Origin of the sequence: Paenibacillus tianmuensis (assembly GCF_900100345.1) — a bacterium.
In the GTDB taxonomy this organism is placed as follows: domain Bacteria; phylum Bacillota; class Bacilli; order Paenibacillales; family NBRC-103111; genus Paenibacillus_G; species Paenibacillus_G tianmuensis.
Window position 1 is genome coordinate 14350 of sequence record NZ_FMTT01000004.1, and the last position, 22087, is coordinate 36436.

Below are 22087 nucleotides of genomic sequence, written 5' to 3' on the forward strand. Positions count from 1 at the left end.
TCAAACAAAAAAGCCCTCATCGCTAGCGCAACGCTAGGGACGAGAGGCTTATTTCCCGTGGTACCACCCTAGTTGACTCAGGCATGCTTTGCCCGGGTCCACTCTCCCCTTAACGCGGGGGACGTTTGCGGCTGTGACCGGCGAAGCTTGCGCTCGGTTGCGGTCTTTTGGCCAAACGGCTCGAAGATGAGTTCGCTGCTGCTTCTACCGGTTCCCACCTGCCACCGGCTCTCTGAAAGAAAGCGCTGCAGTTACTAGTTCTTGTCACGGCCTTTTGCATATATGCTCCAATTAGGTTTCATTATATGAAAAACGATTCCTTCGTGTCAAGCTGGGCCCCCGATTTTCCCGGAGCTGTGGGATAAAATGCCGACGGACCCATCGCAAACGGGCCCGTCCCGGTTACATCCTCCACAACTTGGCCATACTTTGTAATAAATGTTTTCTATTCGAAGCTTACGGAGGATGAGCCGCATGAAAGGATTCGTCAACGGGGTCATGCTGTCGCTCCCGCTATGGGGGATGATCCTGTGCCTGCTGCAACTGATTATCCACTTAACACGTTAACGAGAGGCATTCTCGCCCATTTCCCTCCACCTCATGCTCAATCCCGCTACTTCACGGCCACAAAAAACGCCCGCTGCGTATCGTCCGTCGGCGATTCGAACGAAAAGTCGGCATAGCAGGCCGTCTCAGAAAATCCGGCCGCACGCAGCCGCTCCTGCACCCAATCGAGCGAATACGCCCGCTGCACATGCAGCTCCTCGATCCGGTGATAACGCTCCGTCATGGCGTCATCAGATCCTTCCGCCCAAGCATCCCCTTCCCGCACAAAAAACGTCAACTCATGCTCGATTTCACAGCGGCCCGGGTCGAAATCGCAGGTCCAGATGTAGGCGACGTCGTCGTCGTTCAAGAAAAACGGCTGCGATTCCGCATAGCTCTGAAGCTGGCTCTGCGTATGCATGTCGAACACGAACACCCCGCCCGGAGCAAGCCCATCGTATACCTGCTTGAAGGACCGCTCGATGTCTTCCTCCTCCAGCAAATAGTTCAAGCAATCGCAAAACGAGATGACCGCGTCGACCGTGCGGCCAAGCTCCCATTCGCGCATGTCCTGCTGGAGCCACATCACGCTTCCTCCTGCAGGAAAAGGCTTGCTCCGCTGGGCGCTTTCCGATTTTTGACTGGCCATGGACAGCATGTCCTCCGACAGATCGATGCCGACGACTTCGTAGCCGAGCTGCGCCAAAGGGACCGCGATGCTTCCGGTGCCGCAGCCCAGATCAACCACGCTTCGTGGTGTCCCGAACTTATCCCAGCATTCCCGCGCAAAGCGGAGCCAATCGTCATAGGGCATATCTTCCATCAGCCGGTCGTATAAATAGGAAAATTGTTCGTAAGCCACGGCTTGCTCCTCCTTCACCGAACAGACAAAGGCCGGCTCCGAAGGGTCTTCATTCGGATGCCGGCTGCGATGCCGCTTCTTTTTTCAAATATGTCCAGCTGCCTTCCTGATAAACCAGGCCTTCCTTCATCAGCTTGCCGATGGCGCGCTTGAAGGCGGATTTGCTCATGCCGAAGCGCTGGCTGATCAAATCGGCCGGGGTTTCGTCCGAATACGGCATCGCCTGATTCGGGCGCTCTTTCAGGAAGGCCAGCAGCTTCTCCGAATCGGTGTCGCGTCCGACTTCCTTACGCTCGCGCATCGAGCAGTTGACGTTGCCGTCCTCACGTACGAACGTGACGCGCACCTTCACCTGTTCGCCAAGACGAAGCAGCCTAGTTCTTTCGGACGCATGAATAAAGCCGATGACGCCGAACCCTACCACGCCGCCGTCGCAAACGATGAACGAGCCCATTTGCAGCGGCTTGTAGACGCGGGCGTCGACCCAGGTGCTGCGCCAGCTTGCCGGAGCATCGAAGCACAGCAGCTTAAGCCGGTCTTCTCCGGCCACTTTGGCGACGAGCCGTCCTTGCCGGTCGTGAGCGAGTACGACGAACACGCGGTCTCCGACTTCGGGACGCAGCTCCTTAAGCTCAGGGAGCTCTTTAAAAGGAAGCAGCAAATGACGCCCGAGCCCCATTTCGAGAAAGCAGCCGAAGCGCGGATGAATGTCGACCACTTCGAGAAGCGCAACCTCTCCGAGCGTTACGAGCGGCTTGCGCATCGTCGCGGCCAGCCGGTCCTCGGTGTCGTGAAACAAGAATACATCGACCTGCTCCCCCGGTTTCACTTCCCCGATGGCTTCGCTGTAATGGAGCAGCACGTCCTGCGTGCCGTCCGTCAAAAAAAAGCCGTGCGGCGAGATTTCTCTCGCCACGTCCAAACGTCGGATCGTTCCGGCTTCCAGCCTCATACCCGTTCGACCACTTTCGCGTCGGACCACAGCCGCTCAATGTTGTAATATTCGCGTTCGTCGCGGTGGAACACGTGAACGACGACGTCGCCCAAGTCGACAAGCACCCAACGGGCCGTGTCCATGCCTTCGAGGCCGCGAGTTCGTGCGCCGCGCTCTTCCGAACGTTTCTTAATCTCGGTCGCGATTGCCTGCACCTGCGTTTCGGAATTGCCGTGGCAAATGACGAAGTAATCCGCAATCAAAGAAATCCCGCGCAGGTTTAATGCCGTTACGTCCATCGCTTTCTTGTCTTCGGCCGCATCGACCACGAGCTGCATAAGCTCATCCGGTTGAATGGTCATATCGTTTCCTCCTGTAAGTGAATCATACCGATTCTCCGCGTTCCTCCAGCTCCCGGATCAGTCCGTTGCGAGCTTCGAAGGTCAGCGGATAAATTCGCTTGCCTTTATCCAATAAAAAACGGATCGTTCCGTCAAAGCCGGTTATGAGTGCCTTCTCTAAACTATGTTCGGCGTTTTGGCGAATATTATACACGCCCGGAAAATCCCGGCCCGGCTCCATATAATCCGCCAGACAAACGACCTTGTCAAGCAGTGTCATCCGCGCGCGTCCCGAGGTGTGGTAACGGATCGCATCCAATACCTCCTCGTCGCTTACGCCGTACTGCTCCCGGGCAATCCACGCGCCCGCATGGGCATGCCACAACTCTTTGTCGTAATCGAGCAAATCTTGAGGCAATCCGTTCTCCCGGATGATACGCGCTTGCTCGTCCACACGCCAATATTTGCAGACGTCGTGAAGGATGGCGGCCAGTTCGGCCTTTTCCGGGTCCGCCCCATAGCGCTCCGCCAGTTGCACCGCCGTTTCCATAACGCCAAGCGTATGATTCCAGCGCTTCTCCGGCATCTGGGAGCGAACCGATTCGATCATTTCCTCACGCTTCATACAAACGGTTCACCTCGATATAATGATTTACCTGGTCCGGGACCATGTAACGCACCGATCGCCCCGAAGCCCGCCGCTGCCGGATTAACGTGGACGACAGCTCGATTTGCGGCATCGGCACAAGCTGCACCGATTGCCGAATGGCATCGGGAAGCCCTTCATAGCCCGTTTCGTAGCCCGGCCGCTGCAATCCGGCGAACGAAACCAGCCGGACCAGCTCGTCGATCTTGTACCACTTCGGCAAATATCGGACCATATCGGCTCCGATAATATAAGTAAACCGATAACCGGGATGCTGCGCCCGAAGCATCGTTACCGTCTCGATGCTGTACGATACGCCGCCTTTGCGCAGCTCCATATCCGATACCCGGAAGTGCGGGTGCCCCTCGACGGCAAGCTCGACCATCTCCAGCCGCTGCCGCGGGGAAGCCCCGGGCGATTGTTCTTTATGCGGAGGCACGTTCGTCGGCATAAACCATACTTCATCGAGTTTGAGCCTCTCGCAAACGCTTTGGGCGGCAATCAAATGCCCGATATGAACGGGATCGAAGGTGCCGCCCATCAGACCGACCTTCATCCGTCATCCCCCTCTTTTTAGCTGAAATGCCGCTTCCGACGCCGTAGGCTTAAACCGGAAGCTCAATCGTTTTATGCTCGCGGGATTCCTTGTAGAGCACGACGATTTTGCCGATCACCTGAACCAGTTCCGCGCCGGAACCTTTCGACAGCTGCTCGGCTACTTCGCTCCGGTCTTCCGTACAGTTGTTGAGCACCGTTACTTTGATCAGCTCGCGGACTTCCAGTGCCTCGCTGATGTGCCGGATCAGATGATCGTTTACTCCGCCTTTACCGACCTGAAAGATCGGGTCCAGATGATGCGCCAACGAGCGCAAATACCGTTTTTGTTTGCCTGTTAACATGTTTGTCCCTCCTAAAGTAGCACCCTCCTAAATCCTCCCTAGTAGGGAGGACCCCAAAGGGCTGCGCCCTCTGGACACCCGAAAGGGGCGTGCCTGCTGCGGGGCCGGCGTTGAAGATGCGTCGGCGTAGGAACGCTTTCGTCCCTTCGGGACACGCTCACATGCGGCGTTCTCTCCATACGTTATGCCCAGGGTGCGCTGCGTTGCGTCGTGTGGTTTTTCTGGGACTACGGGGGAGGAGCCGCCTCATGACGCTGTCATGAAGCTCTCGGTCGGCGCAAGGCGCAAACCGGGCGTCAGGGGCTCATGACTTTGTCATGAAGCTCCCTGGACGGCAAATTTCCAAAACCCCGACAAACCCAAAATCCACAAAACAAATCCTTGCCAAATGCCTAATCCATACTTAAGCGCTCAAAACAATTTGAAATCAATGCTCCGGCTCCGAGAAAGATTGTTCCACCACTTCGCGCATGGCGGCGATCGGAGCAGGCTGGCCGGTCCAATATTCGAAGGCGTAGGCGCCTTGGTAAATGAACATGCCGAGGCCGCTGTGAATGACCACGCCGCGCTGATCGCGGGCTTCGCGCAGGAAACGGGTGATCAGCGGGTTGTACACCAGATCGCTGACGACCGTCTCAGGGCGAATCAGCGAAATGTCCATCGGCACTTCGTCTACGTTCGGATGCATGCCGAGCAGCGTATTGTTGACGATCAAAGCGGCCTCTCCGGCAAGCTTCGGAATCTCGTCCAGGCCGTGGCCGGATACGCTGCCGAATTCGCTCATCGACGAAGCGAGGTCTAGCGCCTTCTCCTTGGTGCGGTTGGCGATGTAGATATGCTCCGCGCCTTCGCGGGCCAGCGCGTAGCCGACGCCGCGCGCCGCTCCCCCTGCGCCGATCATTAGAACCTTGCGACCCTTCAGCGAGATGCCTGTCTCTTCGCGGAGCGAACGCATATACCCGATGCCGTCGGTATTGTAGCCGATCAGGCTGCCGCCTTCGTTGACGATGGTGTTCACCGCTCCGATGGCGCGGGCTCCTTCGTCGATCTCGTCCAAATAGGACATGACCTCGACCTTGTGCGGAATGGTTACGTTGACTCCGCGGAATTGCAGCGCCCGGATGCCGGCCACGGCGTCCTTCAACGTGCCCGGCAAGATGTGAAACGCTCCGTAAGCCGCGTTGACTCCCGCCGCTTCGAATGCCCGGTTCAGCATGATCGGCGATTTGGAATGCCGGATCGGATCGCCGAACACTCCGTACAAAATCGTGTGGCTATCCAGTTTATGCTTGCTCATTCTCGTCCGTTCCTCCCGCTCCCCGCTAAATGACCGATTCCCGAACCGCGACCTTCACGCCTTTGGGGACGTGGATGGCCAGTTCCGCTCCGGCGGCGCCGTTGACTTTGATCCAGCCGAGTCCCGAGACCGAAACGTCCAGATTCGCGTTCTTCGGAATGCGGATCGGATGCTTGGTCAGCTTGGGCAGATCCTCCAGCTCTTCCCGGCTTGGCGGCGACAGAAGTACGCCCCGGTGCTCCTCGTACAGCTCGTCCGCCCGCTCCAGCTTCGTCCGGTGAGCCTCAAGCGCGTTGGAGACGTAGAACGTGAACGACTGCCGCTCGCCCTGCACGAAATCGAAGCGCGCAAAGCTGCCGAAGAAGATCGTCTGCTGGTCGTTCAACTGGAACACCAGCGGCTTGATCGGCCTGTCCGGCATGACCTTCATCAAATCTTTCTTGCTGACGAGCTCCGTCAGACGATGCTTGTACACGATGCCCGGCGTATCGATGATCGAGGCACCGTCGTCCAGCGGAATGCGCACGAGGTCGAGCGTCGTGCCCGGATACTGCGAAACCGTCAGCTCGGCGTCCAAATCGCTGTAATCGCGAATAAGTCGGTTGATGAGCGTCGATTTGCCGACGTTCGTCGCCCCGACGACATAGATGTCGCGCCCTTTGCGGTGCAGCTCCAACGCTTCGATAACCCGCTCGAAGCCCATATTTTTTTTCGCCGAGCACAGAACGACTTCCACGACCCGGAGTCCCGCTTCCTTCGCCTGTCTCTGCACCCAGTTCACGATCCGGTTATAGTTCGTTACTTTGGGGAGCAGATCGATTTTGTTCACGACCAGAATGACCGGATTCGTGCCGACAAACCGCGCCAGACCGGAAATCATACTGCCCTCGAAATCGAAAATATCGACAATGTTCACGACCAGCGAGTCCGTTCCCCCGACATGGGTGAGCAGCCGCAAAAAATCGTCCTGATTAAGCGTAATGCCCGAAGCTTCATTGTAATTTTTGATGCGGAAACACCGCTGGCAAATGATCGGCGTGCGCGCAAGCGCTTGAGCCGGGACATAGCCGAGCTGATCCGGCTGCTCCGTTTGGAGCGCTACGCCGCAGCCCGCGCAGTGGTTGTTTTCGGAGTGTTGATTATGGGCCGTCATACGTTCCCTACCTTTTCATTATAGTTAATGCGGCCTTCTCGATCCTTCGGTTTACCTTCGTAAAAAAGCCCTCGTCCGCAAGAGAAATCGGCTTGACGAGGATGGTATAAAGCCCCATCCGGTTGCCTCCCAGCACGTCGGTCAGCATCTGATCCCCGATGACCACCGTCTGCTCCGCCCGCAGATTCATGATGCTCATGGCCCGCCGGAACGCGGCGCTTGTCGGCTTACGGGCGCGATAAATGAAAGGCAGGGACAGCGGCTCGGCGAACTTGGTTACCCGGTTGCGCTGGTTGTTCGACACAATGACGACCTGAAAGCCGATTTGTCCCACGACTTTCAGCCAATCCAGCAACTCCGGCGTGGCAAGAGGCGCTTTGGCTCCTACCAGCGTATTGTCCAAGTCCGTTATGATGCCGCGGTATCCCTGCTCCCATAACGCTTGAAGATCTATGTCAAATATCGTATTGACTTGTTGACGCGGAATCAGCTTTTTCAGCAAAGAATTCACCTCGAGAGACATTAGGCTGTATACGTCAAACTATACCATAACTGTCCATTTTGTTGCAAAATAGCGAACAAAAAAGCAAACCGCCCTCCGCAAAGGCGCGGTCTGCCGATCGTTTAACATTTACAGCTGCGAACGCAAGCGTTCGACGATTTGATTCGTTTGTTTCCAGTCTTCCTCCGTGATTTCCGCTTTACCGTACTTCGCCTTCTCGAATACGTGAAGCACGGCCTCCAACTCTTCGCTCATCCCCCGGCTCTGACGGGACCAGCGGCGCACCGCTTCGCGCAGCGTCTCGTGCTCCTCGCGCACATAGCCTTTGCGCCGGAAAATGCGCAGCAGGCGTTCGCATTCCACAATGACCTTCTGCTTCAGCAGCGAAGCCCGGCGGCGGCGCGCGCGTTCCTTCAGCAGCTCGACAACCTGCAGCTTCCAGACAAGAAATGCGGCAACGGCGATCGCGGCGGCGGTAATGCTCCAAGCTGCCGCATGATGCGTTTTGACGGCAGGCTCGGCCGGCTTCGTCTCCGGCTTCGGGGCAGGCTGAGGCTCCGCCGGCGAAGCGGACGTTTCTTCCAGCAGCACGGCGCGCGGCATCGCGAAGCCTGCCGTCGGCTCGAACGGAATCCATCCGTAGCCGTCGAAATAGATCTCGACCCAGGAGTGGGCGTCAGAGTTGCGGACCGTGTAGACTCCGCCGCCGTCCGGGTCCATCAGCAGCTCGTTGGGGGCGAAACTTTGCAGCTCCGTGTGCTGAAAATCGGGCGTCCCTGACGCATAGCCTTTGACCCAGCGCGCCGGCAGCCCGATTGAGCGGGAGAGCACCACCATCGCGGTAGAATAATAATCGCAATAGCCTTCCTTGATCTCAAATAGGAACCGGTCGACAAAATCCCGGCTTTGACCCTTGCTGACATCGGGTTTATTCGTATATGGAAAGCTCGTCCGCAAGTATTGCTCCAGCTTCTTCGCTTTGTCATACGGAGTGGCCACATCCTTCGTCAGATCCGCGGCCAGCTTGTGGACCCGCTCCGGCACGCTGCCTGGCAGCTGGACGAATTCCGCCATATCCGGTCCGAGCGGAGCAAGAAGCAGCTTCCGCAGCGCTTCTTCATTGACAACCGGCATTTGCGAGACGATCGTGTACGTTTGCGGATACGGCTGGCGCTCGCTGTAGCGGATCTCGGATTGAGGAGCCGACCACTGCAGCGGCTCGAAGCCGTTATTCACGCCGTTCAGCCCCATTACTTTCTGGATGGAGTAAGCTCCGAACAGTACGGGATACTGCTGTTCCGACATCAGCGTGACGGTTTGCTTCACCTCCACCGTCTTCGACTTGGAGCCGGCCAACCGGGCATCCGCCGGAAGCGAAGCTTCGGGCCTGATCGCGTTCCACGGACCGCGCTCGCTGTCTCTTTCCTCCCAGCCTTTGCCGGTATAGTGCGATCGCGTCTCGCCCCGCCAATAAGCGCGGTGATCCGTTTCTATCTTCATGACCGGCGTATAGTCGAACCGGAAGCCGCCTCCCAGATTCGCATCGCTCCGGCTATAGCCCGACGAGGAATCCATCGCCTCGCTGGGGGATACGGTGACGCCTTTGCCCGTAGTGAAGGCCATCGACTCTCCCTGGGACGCGCGCCAAGCGGTATACGGGTCGGTCAGCATCGGTCCGACCTCGGGCATGAGCGATCCGGCGAGCACCGTCACCCCGATTAAAGAGGCGGCCGTCATGGCGATGGAAGCTGGATATTCCGCCAAATGCCGCCAAGCGGTCGGATCTTTGCGCCGCAGCTGCGCGAAATGATTGAGAATGAGCAGCAGCAGCCCGCAGCCGACGATCACGGCCACTTGCGGCCACAGATAGATGGACGAGAACGAGTCGCGGATGCAGAGCGCAAGCAAGCTGACCACCAGCAGAATATAGACCCGCCACTTGACTTCCACCCACCAAATGACCGTCACGTACACGACCCAGGCGCCCATGCCGAACCACAAATACGGCGTAAGCTCGTACAGATTCAAGAACAGCTTCGAGTTCAAAAAGCTGGACGCCTTCATCGGCGCGATCACTTCAAATTGCTCGAGCACGAGCACGTTAATGACCACGACGGAGGCAAGCTGCAAAATGCCGCGAACGATCCAATGCAGCCGCGTCAAATGCTCGAACGCAAAGATCGCCAGAAGCGTCAGCTTCACGATGACGACCGTCTCCGGAAGCCAGAAGCCGTCTTCTTTGGCAAACCAGTACACGAACTGGAGCAAAATCAAGCCAGACAACAGCACCGACAATCGGTGCGGCCATTCGTCCCACAGCAGACGCTTAAGCCACATTCGCTGCCGCTTCATCCCTTCCGACCTCCCAACAGGCCGGGCAGCTCCGACAGCTGCCTGACGGCATAGCAGGGAACGCCCCGCGCATACAAATCTTTGACCCAGGCCTCTTTGCCGCGGGCGCCGCCGATCCAAAGGTGGCAAGGATTCATCTGCTGCTGCTTCAGCCAGGCAAGCGCCTGCAGCATCGGTTCGCCGGACATCGGGCTGATCAGCGTAACGAAGCTGCCGGGCACCAGCTGATGCACTTTGGTTTTGAGCACATGGCGAATGTCAAGGGCGCCATCGGCTTCCACATCGATGAAATGCTGCTGCGCCGCCTGATACAGCGCTTGCCCGGTCTTGGGCTCGAGATAAAAGTCGTCTGCGCCTGTGGAGACGAGCCCAAGCGCAAGCCCCCGTTCGGAACCGTATTGAAACAAGGACGCGGCTACGGATACGGCCAATTCGAACTGATCGGGGTCCCCGTAGGCTTGCCCCACCCGATCGAGAAACAGATACGATTTGGGCAGCGATTCGCGCTCGAACTCCTTCGATTTCCAAGTGCCGGTCTTGGCGGTCGCATTCCAGTGAATGCGGGAGAGGCGGTCTCCGTAAATATATTCGCGAACCCCGTTGATCTGCGTCGTCTCCCGGACGGCCCGAGTCGTGGACGAATGGTGGCTCGTTCCTTTCATCATTTGGTTGTACTGCTGCCATTCCCGGATCTGCACCGTCTGCGGCAGCACGGCGACGCTCTGGGGCAGCTCCAGACCGCCCTTGTGCTCGAACAAGCCGAAGACGTCCTCGGTCACGCACTCCGTCTGCCCGAACGTATAGCGCCCCCGGCGCATCGCCGGGGTCCGGTATTCCCATTCCGCGCGCCGCCGCCAGTCGGGAACGACCGTCGCTTCGAACGCCAGCTCGCGTCCGCTTTTGTGAACCAAGCGGTCCTTGATAAACAAATAAGGGATCGGCCATATACCCGGAATGTGCAGTTGAATCGTGACGCCGAGCGAGCTGCCCGCCGGCAGCAGGGAGCCATAATCGCCGCTGGACAGCGAGCGTACCCCTTGGGTCCGCTTAATGCCGCTCCACTGCCCCAGCAGCAAATACACACTCAGAACCGTCATCATCACGAACAGCATTAAAGCCAGCTTGCCGCCCTGAAACAGCAAGAAGCCGAGACTTCCGGCAAAAGCCGTCGCCACCGCCCAAAATTTGCGGCTGAACCGCGGCCTGAACGGGAGCCTGTGAACGAAGGAAGGTTTCGTCATGCTCACTTCTCCCAACGAACCGGCACTTTCACCTGCTGCACGACCGATTGCAGAACGGATAGCACCGTTGCCCCCTCCATCCGGGCTTCGGCCGTCAGCAAAATCCGGTGGCCGAGCACGTACGGCACCAAAAATTTAATATCGTCCGGGATGACGTAATCGCGCTCGTGAATTAAGGCAAGCGCTTTGGAGGCTTGCACGAGCGCAAGCGTCGCCCGCGGGCTGGCGCCGAGGTAGATCGAGCCGTGCTCGCGCGTCTTGCGGGTGACGGCGACCAGATAAGCGGCAACCGCTTCGTCGAGATGCACCTGCTTGACCTGTTTCTGGATCGCCAAAATCTGGTCGCTGTCCACGACCGGCTCCAGCTCTTCGAGCGGATGGACGACGCTTTGCGCCAAAATCATCTTCGTTTCCGTATCCGCATCCGGGTAACCGAGACTGAACTTCATCATAAACCGGTCCAGTTGGGCTTCCGGCAAAATGTACGTGCCTTCGAAATCAATCGGATTTTGCGTTGCCAGCAGCAGGAACGGCTTCGGCAGGTCGTACGTTTCCCCGTCTACCGTCACATGGCGCTCCTCCATCGCTTCGAGCAGCGCCGATTGCGTCTTGGTCGTCGCCCGGTTAATTTCGTCCGCCAGCAAAATATGCGTCATGATCGGTCCGGGACGGAAAATAAATACCTCGTCCTTCGGATGATAGATCGAAACCCCCGTAATATCGGTAGGAAGAAGGTCGGGATTGCATTGAATACGGCGAAACTGGCCGCGGATCGATTTGGCAAGCGCTTTGATCAGCACCGTCTTGCCGGTGCCGGGCACATCCTCAAGCAGCACATGGCCTCCTGCCAGCATGGCGGTCATCAGCAGCACAATCTCGTCCGTTTTGCCGAGGATGCAGGATGCCAAGTTCGCTTGTATGCGCTTCAAGGCTTGAATATCTTCTCGTATCATCGTTTCCATCGTCCGGGCCTCCTCGAAATGTTATCATACAAAGTATATACGTAAGAGAGGGAAATAAAGTTGTCAAAAACGGTTCCCTATGGCAAAAGTTACTCCGATTTGCAACAAAATGTAACAAGGAAACGCAAACATCTATTCTTTTATTGTACAGGATTCAAAAAACGGGGGATACGTGTAAAATCGATGAATTTCTTCGGCGAAATGCAAAAAGCCCCGGAGAGTCGCCGGGGCACACACGGACGGATCGATCCGGGCATGATGTTAAAGTCCGCTCAGCCTTGCGGCCTGAACACAAGCGCCGCAAGAAACGAAAAGATGATGGCTGCCGAGATGCCCGCGCTCGTCACCTCGAAGATGCCGGTAATAATGCCGATGACGCCGTGTAGTTTAAGCTCAGCTAACGCGCCATGAACGAGCGAATTGCCGAAGCTTGTGATCGGCACGGTCGCCCCGGCCCCGGCAAACTCGATAAACCGGTCGTACAGGCTCTTATTGCCGATCGGAATGCCGTCAACGATCGCGCCTGCGACGACCAGCGCGCTCATCGTATGCGCCGGTGTCAGCCGCATCACGTCCATCAGCAGCTGTCCGATGACGCAGATGGCCCCGCCGACGATAAACGCCCAAACAAACTGCATCCAATCCATAGTCTAACGCACCTCGCTTTCGATCGCTACCGCATGGGCGATGCAGGGAATGCTTTCTCCTTGCTGGAAGGAAAGCGGAGACAGCAGCGCTCCCGTCGCCACCACGAGCACCCGCTTCAGCTCCCCCTTTTTCAAACGCTTCAAAATATGCCCGTAGGTGACGACGGCGGAGCAGGCGCACCCGCTGCCGCCGGCCTGCACGTCCTGTTTCTCCCGGTCGAAAACCATCAGGCCGCAGTCTTTGTAGGACGTTTGATGTATCGGCACCTTGTGCTTCTCCAGCAGCTCGCACGCGATTTCGTAGCCGACTTTCGCCAAATCCCCGGTCACGATCAAATCGTAATAACCCGGCTCCCGCTGAAAATCGCGAAAATGCGCCTGCAGCGTATCGACCGCCGCCGGGGCCATCGCAGCCCCCATATTGAACGGGTCCTTGATGCCCATATCGATGACGCGGCCGATCGTCGCACCGGTCACGACCGGTCCGGAACCGTGATTCCCCAAGACGGCGCAAGCCGCGCCCGTTACCGTATACTGCGCGGTCGGCGGCTTCTGCGAGCCGTATTCCGTCGGATAGCGGAACTGCTTTTCCGCCGTAGAATTATGGCTGCAGGTGCCGGCCATCACATGATGGCCGAAGCCGGAATCCACGATCAGCGACGCGACGGCAAGTCCCTCCATCGAAGTCGAGCAAGCGCCGAAGATGCCGAGGTACGGGATTTGCATCGTGCGGACCGCAAAGCTGTTGCTGATAATCTGGTTCAGCAGGTCACCACCGACATAGAACTGGATATGCTCTTTGGTCAAGCACGCATTTTCGATGGCCAGCTTCGCCGCTTCCTCCAGCATTTTTTTCTCGGCCTTCTCCCAGCTGTCCTGCCCGATCGTCGTATCCGCGTGCACGATATCGAATTCGTTGCCGAGCGGCCCGCTGCCCTCGTCCGGTCCGACGATCGTAGCCGTCCCCCGGATGACCGGCCGCTTCTTGAATTCCCAGCTTTGGGCTCCCTTCAGCATCTCATTTGACCCCCAATCCAAACAGCCAGTGGATGAGCCCGATAACAAATGCGGATACCGTCCCGTAGACGATAACCGGACCCGCCAGCTTAAACATGTTGCCTCCGACGCCCAGCACGTAGCCTTCGCTTTTATGCTCCAGCGCCGCGGAGCACATCGAGTTGGCAAATCCGGTTACGGGAACGGCCGAGCCGGCCCCCGCCCATTGGGCAATTTTGTCGTATACGCCGAGGCAGGTTAGAACGACGGACAGGAAGATCATGACCGCTACCGTCGGATTCGCCGCCGTTTTATCGGTAAAACCGAACCAGTATATAAAGAATTGAGTCACGAATTGTCCGATCAGACAGATGAACCCTCCGGCACTAAAAGCGCGAATGCAGTTTTGTAACACCGGACGCGCCGGTTCTCGCTTTTTCGCGAATTCCTGATATTCCTGCTGGGTCCAGGTCAACTTTTTCATTTTGGACTTTGTGGTCATGCTCGCTCCTCCTCCTGCATGGTTTTTATCGCTTCAACAGAGGCTCGGCCTGCTCCAAGATACGGTTCATTTGCTCCACGCACCTCTCGTACACGTGCTTCGCGTTCTCGTTCTTAACCGCCAGAGCATACAGCGACAAGTCCGCTTCGCACTTCTTGAGCGTTGCAAACAACAGCGGCTTTGACACATCGTCAGGCACTAGAAGCATGTCGTCGTACAAATCGACGTGCAGCCCCCCGTATGCGTCTACTTGACCGATGAACACGTTCTCTAAGGTCACACCTATTTTTTCCAGCTCCGTCAAGAGCCATTCCCGGCTTAATCCTGCGGTGGCCAGCGGCTCGTCCATCATGTTGCCGTCGATAATGACCGCTTGCGACTCGCGTTCAGGCGCCGTTTTGATTCCGAGATGCTTCGCCGTGAGCGGTTGATTTTCTTTTTTCAGCAGCACGCTGAGATCCCCGCTCGGTTCCAGTATGGCAAATTCCACGTCGGCCACGTTAAACACGCTTTTGGTCCGCAGCTGCTCCAGCAGCTCGTCGGCGGTATAGCGTTCTTTTTTCAAATTATCCTCGAGAATTTTGCCTTCCTTGATGAACACCGTTCCTTTTCCCTCGAACCAGTCCCGCAGCCGTTTGCTTTTCAGCGTCAGCATCTCCAGCAGTAGCGGAACCGCGAACCAGAGCAGCAAGGCGATAAAGCCGTGCATGTAGTTCGCCTCGACGTCCGTGGACATAAACCCCGCAACTTCGCCAAGGGTAATTCCCGTTATGTATTCGAAGAAGGTCAATTGAGATATTTGTTTTTTCCCCAAAATCCGGGTCATCAAAAACAAGATCGCGATCGTCAAAAGCGCCCGAAAAAAAATGTGCATCCAATCCTGCAACGAATTCCTCTCCTTTTCCGCACGAGCTTTAGCTTTCTTGGTGTAATTAAATTATTTGCCGAAACGGAATAGTTATGGCAGGTAGTTATTGACATTCATCAGTATTCCTTGAATCGCGCACATTATCGGTTGTGGAGGTGATAACGATGACCGTAGCAAGCCAAGTGAAAACGACGCTGGCTTCGCTGAAAAGCGCGCAAGCCAGTCTGGAAACGTTCGCGCTGGGCACGCAAAATCAGGAAGCCAAGACGCTGTTCCAAAATTGCGCGCAGCAAACGCAGCAAATCGTTGACCAAGTCAGCTCGCGTGTGCAGCAGCTCGAGAATGAGGAGCCCCAATATAAAGGGTTTTAAGGCATGGCGAAAACAGCCCGGTCCGTTTCTTCCAAACGGCTCCCGGGCTGTTTTTACTGCGCTTTGTATTCCTGCGCCGGTGTTCATATGCAGCGATTGGCATCAAGCCAACACCATCAAAACGATCAGCAGCAAAATAAACAAGATCAGAATGAGCAGCATGGAAGTGAAAAATCCCAACGGCATTCGCCCCTATCCAGATGGTTTGCAATCGTCCCTTCATGCTATGCCCGGTTAAAATAAATGGCACAGGACAAAAGCCCATCTCTATCCTAAAGTCCAAATAAGTGCTATAATAAATCCATTGTTCACGTGAACATTAATCGATTTTCGGGAGGACTACCGATATCATGACGATTGCAACCAAGGAGCAGTTGACTGCCTTTGTGACCGAAACGGTGCACGCCACCCCGGTCACCGATATTCATACCCATCTGTTTGCCGAATCGTTCGGAGACCTGCTGCTGTGGGGAGTAGACGAGCTGCTGACGTACCATTATCTGATCGCCGAAACGTTCCGTTTCCGCCCGGATATATCTTATGACGCTTTCTGGCAGCTGTCCAAACAGGAGCAGGCCGACTTGATCTGGCAGACGCTGTTTATCGACCATTCGCCCTACAGCGAATCGTGCCGCGGCGTCGTCACGGTATTGAACCGGCTCGGCTTCGATCTGGCGAAGCGCGATCTGGAGGAGTACCGCGCGTATTTCCGCAGCGTCAGCGCCAGCGACTACATCGACCGCATTTTGAAGCTGGCGAACGTGAAGACGGTCGTCATGACCAACGATCCATTCGATGCTTACGAACGCGGGAAATGGGAAACTGGTGCACCTCAGGACCCCCGCTTCCTGGCCGCGCTGCGGATCGATCCGCTGCTTAATCTGTGGGATAGCTCCTGGAGCAAGCTCAAGGAGCAGGGCTATGAGGTTGACGCCGACTTGTCCGGTGGCACGCTCGCCGAAGTCCGCCGTTTCCTGAAGGATTGGATTGCCCGGATGAACCCGCTGTATATGGCCGTTTCGCTGCCGAACGATTTTGCGTATCCGGAGGATTCCGCGCGTGTCCGCATCATCGATGAGTGTATCGTGCCGGTTGCACGGGAAGCGGGAATTCCGTTTGCGATGATGATCGGCGTGAAGCGCAAGGTCAATCCGTTCCTGAAGGATGCGGGCGACAGCCTTGGCAAAAGCGACATCGGCGCGGTCGAGCGAATCGTCAGCAAGTATCAGGACGTGAAATTTCTGGTCACGATGTTGTCCCGGGAAAACCAGCACGAGCTGGCTGTCACCGCGCGGAAAAACCGCAACCTGCTCGTGTTCGGCTGCTGGTGGTTTCTGAACAACCCGAGCTTGATCGAGGAGATTACGCGGATGCGGCTTGAGCTGCTTGGCGGCAGCGTCATTCCACAGCACTCGGATTGCCGTATTCTGGATCAGCTCCTGTACAAATGGGATCATTCGCGCGCGATTATCGGCAAAGTGCTCTGCGATAAATACGGCGACCTGTTCGACGCCGGCTGGCGGCTGGAGGAAGAGGAGATCCGCCGCGATATCGAGGATCTGCTAGGTGGGGTATTCTGGAAGTTTCTCGGCAAGCCGGACCCTGCGGCCTGATTTCGGTTCTTCGATCATCATAAGAGACGGCCTTCTGCACGGCGCAGGGGTCGTCTTTTGCGTGTGTCAGATAATGTAAGCATGATGGAACCGAGAAACGGACTTACGGTCCGTTTGAAGCTCTTGCCGGATCAGACCGATAACAGGAAAAAGGACCCCTTGCGGAGTCCTTTCCAACGGTGAACGATTTTGGTATTTTGCCTTGAACCTCGCCTCAAGCTCGGGTCTTACCTCATTCACGATCGCAGTACGTGTACTACTCTAACGTGTCTTTGGCACATCCCTCCGCTTCTATCTCGATTCGGAAGCAACTTCCACGGTATTTCTCGTTGAACTGTTCAACGGAACCACACCTCTCTTTTCACCGTTGATTGTAGTATGTGCCGGCCGCGATGTTTTTATTCCAACCTTTTTAAAAAAAGTTGGGCAAGCCCGTTCAATCCCGGATGATGACCGCCGTACCGAGCGGAATGTGGCGGTACAGCCACTCGACATCTCTATTGTGCATGCGGACGCAGCCCGACGAAGCGCTGCTGCCGATCGAGTATGGCCGGTTCGTTCCGTGAATGCCGTAACGGTAACCTCCCGAGCCCGGAACGTTAATGCCCATCCAACGCGTCCCCAGCGGATTTCGCGGGTCCCCTCCGGGAATTTGCTTACGCACGTACCACGGCTTCACGATTTTGGTCACAATATGGAACGTCCCTGACGGCGTCAGCTCCTTTGTCCGTCCTGTCGCAACGGCAAAGCCGTAGGCTGCCCTCCCGTTCACGATGACGGTCAGCCGGTTCTCCGATTTATCGATCAACAAATATACGCCTTCTTCCTCCAAACCGGCCGGGGGCAACGTCTCTGTCGAAGGCTTCGGCGCCTCTCCGAGTGCGCTTTCTATCGGCCAAGCGCTGAACAAAAGCATCAGGAGAAAAAGAGATATTCTCAACGCCCATCATCCTTACTCTTTCGTGATGAAGTCACACGCCGTTTTAGTGTGCTCCAACGCGCAAGCCGCCTATTCGCCCGTCACGGGCCTCTTCCCTTCTCCAATTCGATGGCCCCGGCTGCTTTGTATAAAACTTGAAACTTTTTGAAGCTATGCTGCGTCTTATAAAGAAGGAAGGTGCTTGGCAGTTAATGGTCTTTTTTCCATGAGCAAAAAGCAAAATTCGAGGAGGTATTCCAAGAAGATGAAGAAACGGACCGTAGTCTCGGCGGCATTGGCTATGCAGCTTTTCTTATGCACCGGGGCCTTCGCTTACCAGAGCGAATTTACGAATTCAAAGGCGGCGAACGCGGATTTGCCGGCCAAAGCAAAACTGGAAGCCTATAAAGTCGGGAAAGACTTTATGACGACAAAGGTTCGCGCCGAGTGGACCAAAGAACAGATCCAAGCGTTTCAAAAGCAGGACATTTTCCGCAACATTCCCGCTTTGGCCTTTCAAACCGACGCCTCCGATGCTTTGAAGCCTAAAGTCATCATGACCAATCTGCCTGGGGTAAAGGTCGATCTGAATACCGGGGGAGAAAATGCGGGAGACGAAGTCATCGTATCGATGCTGGGCGGAGACCGGCTGAATCCGAATAAATCGTATACCTTATACACAGGGTGGAGCTCCCGAGATGGCAACGATAAGCCGAGCCTGACCCTGCACTCGCTGCAAAGATTCGGACAGCCCGGAGGCACAATCAACGATTTGTCCGATACCAAGGATCAGCTCGCCCGCATAGAGTGGAAGCAGGTCAGTGAAACAAACTCGAATTTCAAGTCGGCTCCGGAAAATCTCGCTGCTTCTTCCATATCGCATGTGGATGAAAAAAACATTAAAACCGTAAAAGGCGACTATACGAACATTTATTCCAAGGAAACGTTGGAGCAATACCGGAAGAGCGCTGCTCAGCGGGTGGAAAGCTTGTCGGAGCAGAGCTTCTGGCCGTTTGCCGCTACCTTTAAGAATTCCGCTACCTCGGATCCGAAAAAGCTGGCCGAGATATACAGCCTCCAAATCTCCCAGGTTTATGCAATTGGAAAAACGGAGGACGGGGAGGAATTTACGGTTATCTGGTTTGGCGACGATCTGAAAGATTTGTCACTGCTCGAAAAGCATCCCAGATTCACTAAATTTCGCATCATCGAAATCGAAGGCCGGGCCACCGGCGACTCGCTGAGAAGCCTAGCCCACAGCTCTAGCGTCAGTCTGGTCGAGGTGGCGGATAAAGATCGGCAGCCGACGGGGATTTATTGGTTGGACCAGCTTTATTGCGACTAGAACTAAAAAAGGAGCCACAAAGCGACTCCAGCGAATAATAGAGGGCAGGCCGATCGATGTCGGTTCTGCCTTTCTTATGAATTTTCTGCGGCTACCCTATCAGCTCTACGACGACTTCGTCGAGCAGCCGCTTGACATCCTCCGGCTCGACGTAGCCCGCCCGAGCCGTCAACGCATTAGCCGTTCCGGAAGCGGTCGCCAATCTGAGGCACTCCTCGACGGGAAGCCCTTGAGAGACGCCGATGGCCATCCCTGCCACGTAAGCGTCCCCACAGCCGACCGCATTCACTGTATCGACCTTCGGGGCACGCACCCGGTAGCAGACGCCGTGAAAAGCGGCAAGCGAGCCTTGCGCTCCCATCGATACGCTGATGCAAGGAATGCCGGTCTCATTCAGCCGCAGCAAGCCTTGCATCAGCGCATTTTCGTCCTCGATCGAATGACCGAGCCATTGCGCGACTTCGTCCTCGTTCGGCTTGATAAAGTAAGGCTTCGCTTCCGCGCCCCGCATCAACGCTTCCCCGCTCGTATCCAAAAATACGACGGCGCCCTGCCCTTGAGCGATCTCGATCAATTCCGCATAAAAGGACTTTGGCACGCCGGTAGGAAGCGAGCCGCTGAAAGCGACGACCTTCGCCCGCACGGCAAGCTGCGCAAGTTTTTGCCGCATCGCCTCCATCTCTTGCCCGGCGATCGTCGGTCCCGGCTCCAGCAGCTCCGTCGACACGCCGTCTTGATCCATGATGTTCAGACAGATGCGGGATTCGCCCTCGATCTTCACGAAGTCGTGCGCAATGCCCTGCCGCGCCAATCCGCGTTCGATAAAATCGCCGTTGCTGCCGCCGGCAAATCCGGTCGCCAGTACGGGAACGCCTTGCAGCGCGATGACGCGGGCGACATTGATCCCTTTGCCTCCCGGCTCCGCATACACGCGGTCCACCCGTGAGACTTGACCTGCGGCCAGCGCAGGCAAATGATATGTCTTGTCGATGGCCGCGTTCAAGGTGACGGTGACGATCATCGGAGGTCTCCGGCTTTGCCGATGCAGCCGACCATCCGCATTTTTTCAATTGCCGCTTCTTTCACGGCCTTCTTGGCCGGAATCATATATTTGCGCGGATCGTTCTCCTGCGGGTTGTCCGCAAACACGGCCTTGATCGCGTCGGAGAAGACGATGCGGATCTCGGTGGCGATGTTCATTTTAGCCATGCCGAGCGAGACGCAGCGCTTCACCTGCTCTTCCGGGATGCCGGAGCCGCCGTGCAGCACAAGAGGCAACGGAACGATGTCGGCAATGCGCCGGATACGGTCGAAATCGATCTTCGGCTCGCCCTTGTAAATGCCGTGAGCCGTGCCGATTGCAGGCGCCAGCGTGTGGACGCCGGTCCGCTCGACGAACTCGGCGCACTCCTGCGGGTCGGCCATCAGCGCTTCGTGTTCGGCCACGACGATATCGTCCTCAACGCCACCCACTTTGCCAAGCTCGGCTTCGACGTTAACGCCGGCGGCGCGCGCCACTTCGACGACTTGCCTCGTCAAGCGCACGTTTTCTTCGAAAGGCAGCATCGAGGCGTCAATCATCACCGACGTGTATCCGGCCCGGATGCACTGCACGATCGTTGCAAAGTCCGTACAATGGTCCAGATGAAGCGCGATCGGCACCCGGGAACGGTTGGCTGCAACCGTGGCTGCCGCTGCGATATAATCGGGACCGAGATGCTTGACCGTCCCTACCGTCGATTGAAGAATTAAAGGCGATCCGGTTTCTTCTGCGGCGTCGACGACCGCTTGCAGCATCTCCAGCGTATGCACGTTGAATGCGCCGATTCCGTAGTCGCCCGCGCGGGCCGCTTCAAGCAATGAGGTGGATGATACTAATGGCATATCGATGTCATCTCGCTTCCGGCTAAATTTTGACCACTTGCGTCAGGTTGCGGGGCATATCCGGGTCCACATTGCGTTTCATGGCCGTATAGAAGCCCAAATATTGCAGCGCCGGCAAATAAAGCACCGTGCGGGCATCGTCGCTCATCTCCGCTCCGCCGACTTCGAATACCGCATCCGCGAACGCGGTATCTTCCCCGGCCTTCGCCGTGACGAGCAGCACGAATGCGCCGTACTCCTGCATTTCCTTGGCGACCTTCAGCTCGTAATCGCGCGCTTTCTCGGACAGCAGCACGCAGACAAGCGTGCCCGGCTCCACAATCGACTTGGGACCGTGGCGGAACTCCAGCGTACCATACGCTTCCGTCCAGACGTAGGACATTTCTTTGATTTTCAAGCTCGCCTCCAGCGCAATGCCATAGTACGTGCCCATACCGAGGTAAATGACCTTTTGAAAATCGTTCGTGTCGACCAAAGGTTTAATGAAAGCGTCGGCGGCTTTGACGACTTGATCGTCCGTTTGCGCGACCGAAGCAAGCTGTTCGAATTGATCCTGCTTGCCCGCCGCCTTGGCGATCGCCGCGTGCATCAAAAACGTCATGCTGCTGAACGATTTCGTCATGACGGTGCTCGTTTCTTTACCGAGCGGGGACACTAGACAATCCGCCAGCTTCGCCATGCTGCTCTCTTCGTAGCAGGTGATACCCGCGACTTTCACGTTAGGAAGCGGCTTCACGGCTTCCAGCGCCAGCAGCACCTCCGTCGATTCGCCCGATCTCGATACACCGATAACCAAATAATTGCGGTTCGGAGGGAGCGTCTGCTCGCGGAATAGGAACACCTCCGAGGAAGGATAGGCCGTTGCACTTTTGCCCAGCCATGCCCGATAAACGGACGCCATCGCCAAGGCTTGATAATAGGATGAGCCGCTGCCGATGAACACCGTCTCGTCCGTTTCCGAATCGAGGAGATGCTTTTGCACCCAGTCTCCTTGCTGCTGAAGCTGTGCAAGCGCCGCATTCAGCGCCTCCGCCTGTGCTGAAATTTCAGGATACGTATATTGACCGAATGGCTTCACAATATTACCCCTTTCGTCTTATTAATGATAATATAAATCATAATTTTGATTTTTTCAATCATTTATTTCAAACATATGATAGCTATACGGTGATCGTGATTTCTATAGAAAGGCGTTTTTTTTGTTAAA

At 56.4% G+C, this 22087-nt stretch carries 23 protein-coding genes and 1 other annotated feature; of the genes, 3 read left to right on the top strand and 20 right to left on the bottom strand.

Annotation, left to right across the window (positions count from 1 at the left end):
* Positions 1–32 precede the first annotated feature (32 nt).
* Positions 33–277, bottom strand: a binding site (T-box leader).
* 336 nt (positions 278–613) lie between these two features.
* The 16 genes from BLO51_RS03845 to BLO51_RS03920 all read right to left on the bottom strand — a co-directional run bounded on the left by BLO51_RS03845 (position 614) and on the right by BLO51_RS03920 (position 14766).
* Complete coding sequence (locus tag BLO51_RS03845; RefSeq protein WP_090667045.1) at positions 614–1408, bottom strand: class I SAM-dependent DNA methyltransferase; 795 nt, start codon at positions 1406–1408, stop codon at positions 614–616.
* Positions 1409–1457: 49 nt separating this feature from the next.
* Positions 1458–2360, bottom strand: coding sequence for a CvfB family protein (locus BLO51_RS03850; RefSeq protein ID WP_090667047.1), 903 nt, complete (start codon positions 2358–2360; stop codon positions 1458–1460).
* Positions 2357–2704 carry a ribosome silencing factor gene (rsfS, locus tag BLO51_RS03855; RefSeq protein ID WP_090667049.1) on the bottom strand — a complete coding sequence of 116 codons (348 nt, stop codon included), beginning with the start codon at positions 2702–2704 and terminating at the stop codon, positions 2357–2359. The genes BLO51_RS03850 and rsfS overlap by 4 nt, the downstream gene beginning before the upstream one ends.
* 22 nt (positions 2705–2726) lie before the next feature.
* On the bottom strand, positions 2727–3308 hold the full coding sequence (gene yqeK, locus BLO51_RS03860) for a bis(5'-nucleosyl)-tetraphosphatase (symmetrical) YqeK (RefSeq protein WP_090667051.1): 582 nt from the start codon (positions 3306–3308) through the stop codon (positions 2727–2729).
* Positions 3298–3885, bottom strand: a complete 588-nt coding sequence (locus BLO51_RS03865) for a nicotinate-nucleotide adenylyltransferase (RefSeq protein WP_090667053.1) — start codon at positions 3883–3885, stop codon at positions 3298–3300. The genes yqeK and BLO51_RS03865 overlap by 11 nt, the downstream gene beginning before the upstream one ends.
* 49 nt (positions 3886–3934) lie before the next feature.
* On the bottom strand, positions 3935–4228 hold the full coding sequence (yhbY, locus tag BLO51_RS03870) for a ribosome assembly RNA-binding protein YhbY (RefSeq protein WP_090667055.1): 294 nt from the start codon (positions 4226–4228) through the stop codon (positions 3935–3937).
* A 427-nt stretch (positions 4229–4655) separates the two neighbouring features.
* Positions 4656–5525, bottom strand: coding sequence for a shikimate dehydrogenase (aroE, locus tag BLO51_RS03875; protein WP_090667057.1), 870 nt, complete (start codon positions 5523–5525; stop codon positions 4656–4658).
* A gap of 25 nt (positions 5526–5550) precedes the next feature.
* Positions 5551–6678: a ribosome biogenesis GTPase YqeH gene (gene yqeH / locus BLO51_RS03880; protein ID WP_090667059.1), complete on the bottom strand. Its 1128-nt coding sequence runs from the start codon at positions 6676–6678 to the stop codon at positions 5551–5553.
* 7 nt (positions 6679–6685) lie between these two features.
* Positions 6686–7201 carry a YqeG family HAD IIIA-type phosphatase gene (locus BLO51_RS03885; protein WP_090667061.1) on the bottom strand — a complete coding sequence of 172 codons (516 nt, stop codon included), beginning with the start codon at positions 7199–7201 and terminating at the stop codon, positions 6686–6688.
* Between the two features lie 108 nt (positions 7202–7309).
* Positions 7310–9532, bottom strand: coding sequence for a transglutaminase TgpA family protein (locus BLO51_RS03890; protein ID WP_090667064.1), 2223 nt, complete (start codon positions 9530–9532; stop codon positions 7310–7312).
* Complete coding sequence (locus BLO51_RS03895) at positions 9529–10773, bottom strand: DUF58 domain-containing protein (RefSeq protein WP_090667066.1); 1245 nt, start codon at positions 10771–10773, stop codon at positions 9529–9531. The genes BLO51_RS03890 and BLO51_RS03895 overlap by 4 nt, the downstream gene beginning before the upstream one ends.
* Positions 10774–10775: 2 nt before the next feature.
* Positions 10776–11735 carry an AAA family ATPase gene (locus BLO51_RS03900; protein WP_090667068.1) on the bottom strand — a complete coding sequence of 320 codons (960 nt, stop codon included), beginning with the start codon at positions 11733–11735 and terminating at the stop codon, positions 10776–10778.
* 272 nt (positions 11736–12007) lie between these two features.
* On the bottom strand, positions 12008–12373 hold the full coding sequence (gene spoVAE / locus BLO51_RS03905) for a stage V sporulation protein AE (RefSeq protein ID WP_090667556.1): 366 nt from the start codon (positions 12371–12373) through the stop codon (positions 12008–12010).
* 12 nt (positions 12374–12385) lie between these two features.
* The gene (gene spoVAD, locus BLO51_RS03910) at positions 12386–13399 is read right to left on the bottom strand and encodes a stage V sporulation protein AD (protein ID WP_090667070.1); all 1014 of its coding nucleotides are present in this window, start codon (positions 13397–13399) and stop codon (positions 12386–12388) included.
* Between the two features lies 1 nt (position 13400).
* On the bottom strand, positions 13401–13880 hold the full coding sequence (gene spoVAC, locus BLO51_RS03915; protein WP_090667072.1) for a stage V sporulation protein AC: 480 nt from the start codon (positions 13878–13880) through the stop codon (positions 13401–13403).
* A gap of 25 nt (positions 13881–13905) precedes the next feature.
* The gene (locus tag BLO51_RS03920; protein ID WP_090667075.1) at positions 13906–14766 is read right to left on the bottom strand and encodes a DUF421 domain-containing protein; all 861 of its coding nucleotides are present in this window, start codon (positions 14764–14766) and stop codon (positions 13906–13908) included.
* Between the two features lie 146 nt (positions 14767–14912).
* Here BLO51_RS03920 and BLO51_RS03925 point away from each other — a divergent pair, with 146 nt between their 5' ends.
* Positions 14913–15119 (top strand): DUF1657 domain-containing protein, encoded by a 207-nt coding sequence (locus BLO51_RS03925; RefSeq protein WP_036676992.1) that lies wholly within the window; start codon positions 14913–14915, stop codon positions 15117–15119.
* Between the two features lie 350 nt (positions 15120–15469).
* Complete coding sequence (locus BLO51_RS03930) at positions 15470–16732, top strand: hypothetical protein (RefSeq protein ID WP_090667077.1); 1263 nt, start codon at positions 15470–15472, stop codon at positions 16730–16732.
* Between the two features lie 436 nt (positions 16733–17168).
* On the opposite strand, the gene BLO51_RS03935 is transcribed toward BLO51_RS03930, so the two are convergent.
* A complete protein-coding gene (locus BLO51_RS03935) occupies positions 17169–17666 on the bottom strand; it encodes a L,D-transpeptidase (protein ID WP_425415797.1) in 498 nt (165 codons plus the stop codon).
* Between the two features lie 250 nt (positions 17667–17916).
* Here BLO51_RS03935 and BLO51_RS03940 point away from each other — a divergent pair, with 250 nt between their 5' ends.
* Positions 17917–18996, top strand: coding sequence for a hypothetical protein (locus BLO51_RS03940; RefSeq protein ID WP_090667081.1), 1080 nt, complete (start codon positions 17917–17919; stop codon positions 18994–18996).
* 91 nt (positions 18997–19087) lie between these two features.
* On the opposite strand, the gene pfkB is transcribed toward BLO51_RS03940, so the two are convergent.
* The 3 genes from pfkB to BLO51_RS03955 are packed head-to-tail and all read right to left on the bottom strand — an operon-like array spanning position 19088 to position 21958.
* Positions 19088–20017, bottom strand: coding sequence for a 1-phosphofructokinase (pfkB, locus tag BLO51_RS03945; RefSeq protein ID WP_090667083.1), 930 nt, complete (start codon positions 20015–20017; stop codon positions 19088–19090).
* A complete protein-coding gene (gene fba, locus BLO51_RS03950) occupies positions 20014–20880 on the bottom strand; it encodes a class II fructose-1,6-bisphosphate aldolase (protein WP_090667085.1) in 867 nt (288 codons plus the stop codon). Before fba ends, pfkB begins: the two co-directional genes overlap by 4 nt.
* A 22-nt stretch (positions 20881–20902) precedes the next feature.
* Positions 20903–21958, bottom strand: coding sequence for an SIS domain-containing protein (locus BLO51_RS03955; protein ID WP_090667087.1), 1056 nt, complete (start codon positions 21956–21958; stop codon positions 20903–20905).
* Positions 21959–22087: the final 129 nt, after the last annotated feature.

Coding starts and splice junctions, on each gene's coding strand:
- BLO51_RS03850 (WP_090667047.1), bottom strand. CDS start 2,360: ATGAGGCTGGAAGCCGGAACGATCCGACGTTTGGACGTGGCGAGAGAA.
- rsfS (WP_090667049.1), bottom strand. CDS start 2,704: ATGACCATTCAACCGGATGAGCTTATGCAGCTCGTGGTCGATGCGGCC.
- yqeK (WP_090667051.1), bottom strand. CDS start 3,308: ATGAAGCGTGAGGAAATGATCGAATCGGTTCGCTCCCAGATGCCGGAG.
- BLO51_RS03865 (WP_090667053.1), bottom strand. CDS start 3,885: ATGAAGGTCGGTCTGATGGGCGGCACCTTCGATCCCGTTCATATCGGG.
- yhbY (WP_090667055.1), bottom strand. CDS start 4,228: ATGTTAACAGGCAAACAAAAACGGTATTTGCGCTCGTTGGCGCATCAT.
- aroE (WP_090667057.1), bottom strand. CDS start 5,525: ATGAGCAAGCATAAACTGGATAGCCACACGATTTTGTACGGAGTGTTC.
- yqeH (WP_090667059.1), bottom strand. CDS start 6,678: ATGACGGCCCATAATCAACACTCCGAAAACAACCACTGCGCGGGCTGC.
- BLO51_RS03885 (WP_090667061.1), bottom strand. CDS start 7,201: ATGTCTCTCGAGGTGAATTCTTTGCTGAAAAAGCTGATTCCGCGTCAA.
- BLO51_RS03890 (WP_090667064.1), bottom strand. CDS start 9,532: ATGAAGCGGCAGCGAATGTGGCTTAAGCGTCTGCTGTGGGACGAATGG.
- BLO51_RS03895 (WP_090667066.1), bottom strand. CDS start 10,773: ATGACGAAACCTTCCTTCGTTCACAGGCTCCCGTTCAGGCCGCGGTTC.
- BLO51_RS03900 (WP_090667068.1), bottom strand. CDS start 11,735: ATGGAAACGATGATACGAGAAGATATTCAAGCCTTGAAGCGCATACAA.
- spoVAE (WP_090667556.1), bottom strand. CDS start 12,373: ATGCAGTTTGTTTGGGCGTTTATCGTCGGCGGGGCCATCTGCGTCATC.
- spoVAD (WP_090667070.1), bottom strand. CDS start 13,399: ATGCTGAAGGGAGCCCAAAGCTGGGAATTCAAGAAGCGGCCGGTCATC.
- spoVAC (WP_090667072.1), bottom strand. CDS start 13,880: ATGACCACAAAGTCCAAAATGAAAAAGTTGACCTGGACCCAGCAGGAA.
- BLO51_RS03925 (WP_036676992.1), top strand. CDS start 14,913: ATGACCGTAGCAAGCCAAGTGAAAACGACGCTGGCTTCGCTGAAAAGC.
- BLO51_RS03930 (WP_090667077.1), top strand. CDS start 15,470: ATGACGATTGCAACCAAGGAGCAGTTGACTGCCTTTGTGACCGAAACG.
- BLO51_RS03940 (WP_090667081.1), top strand. CDS start 17,917: ATGAAGAAACGGACCGTAGTCTCGGCGGCATTGGCTATGCAGCTTTTC.
- pfkB (WP_090667083.1), bottom strand. CDS start 20,017: ATGATCGTCACCGTCACCTTGAACGCGGCCATCGACAAGACATATCAT.
- fba (WP_090667085.1), bottom strand. CDS start 20,880: ATGCCATTAGTATCATCCACCTCATTGCTTGAAGCGGCCCGCGCGGGC.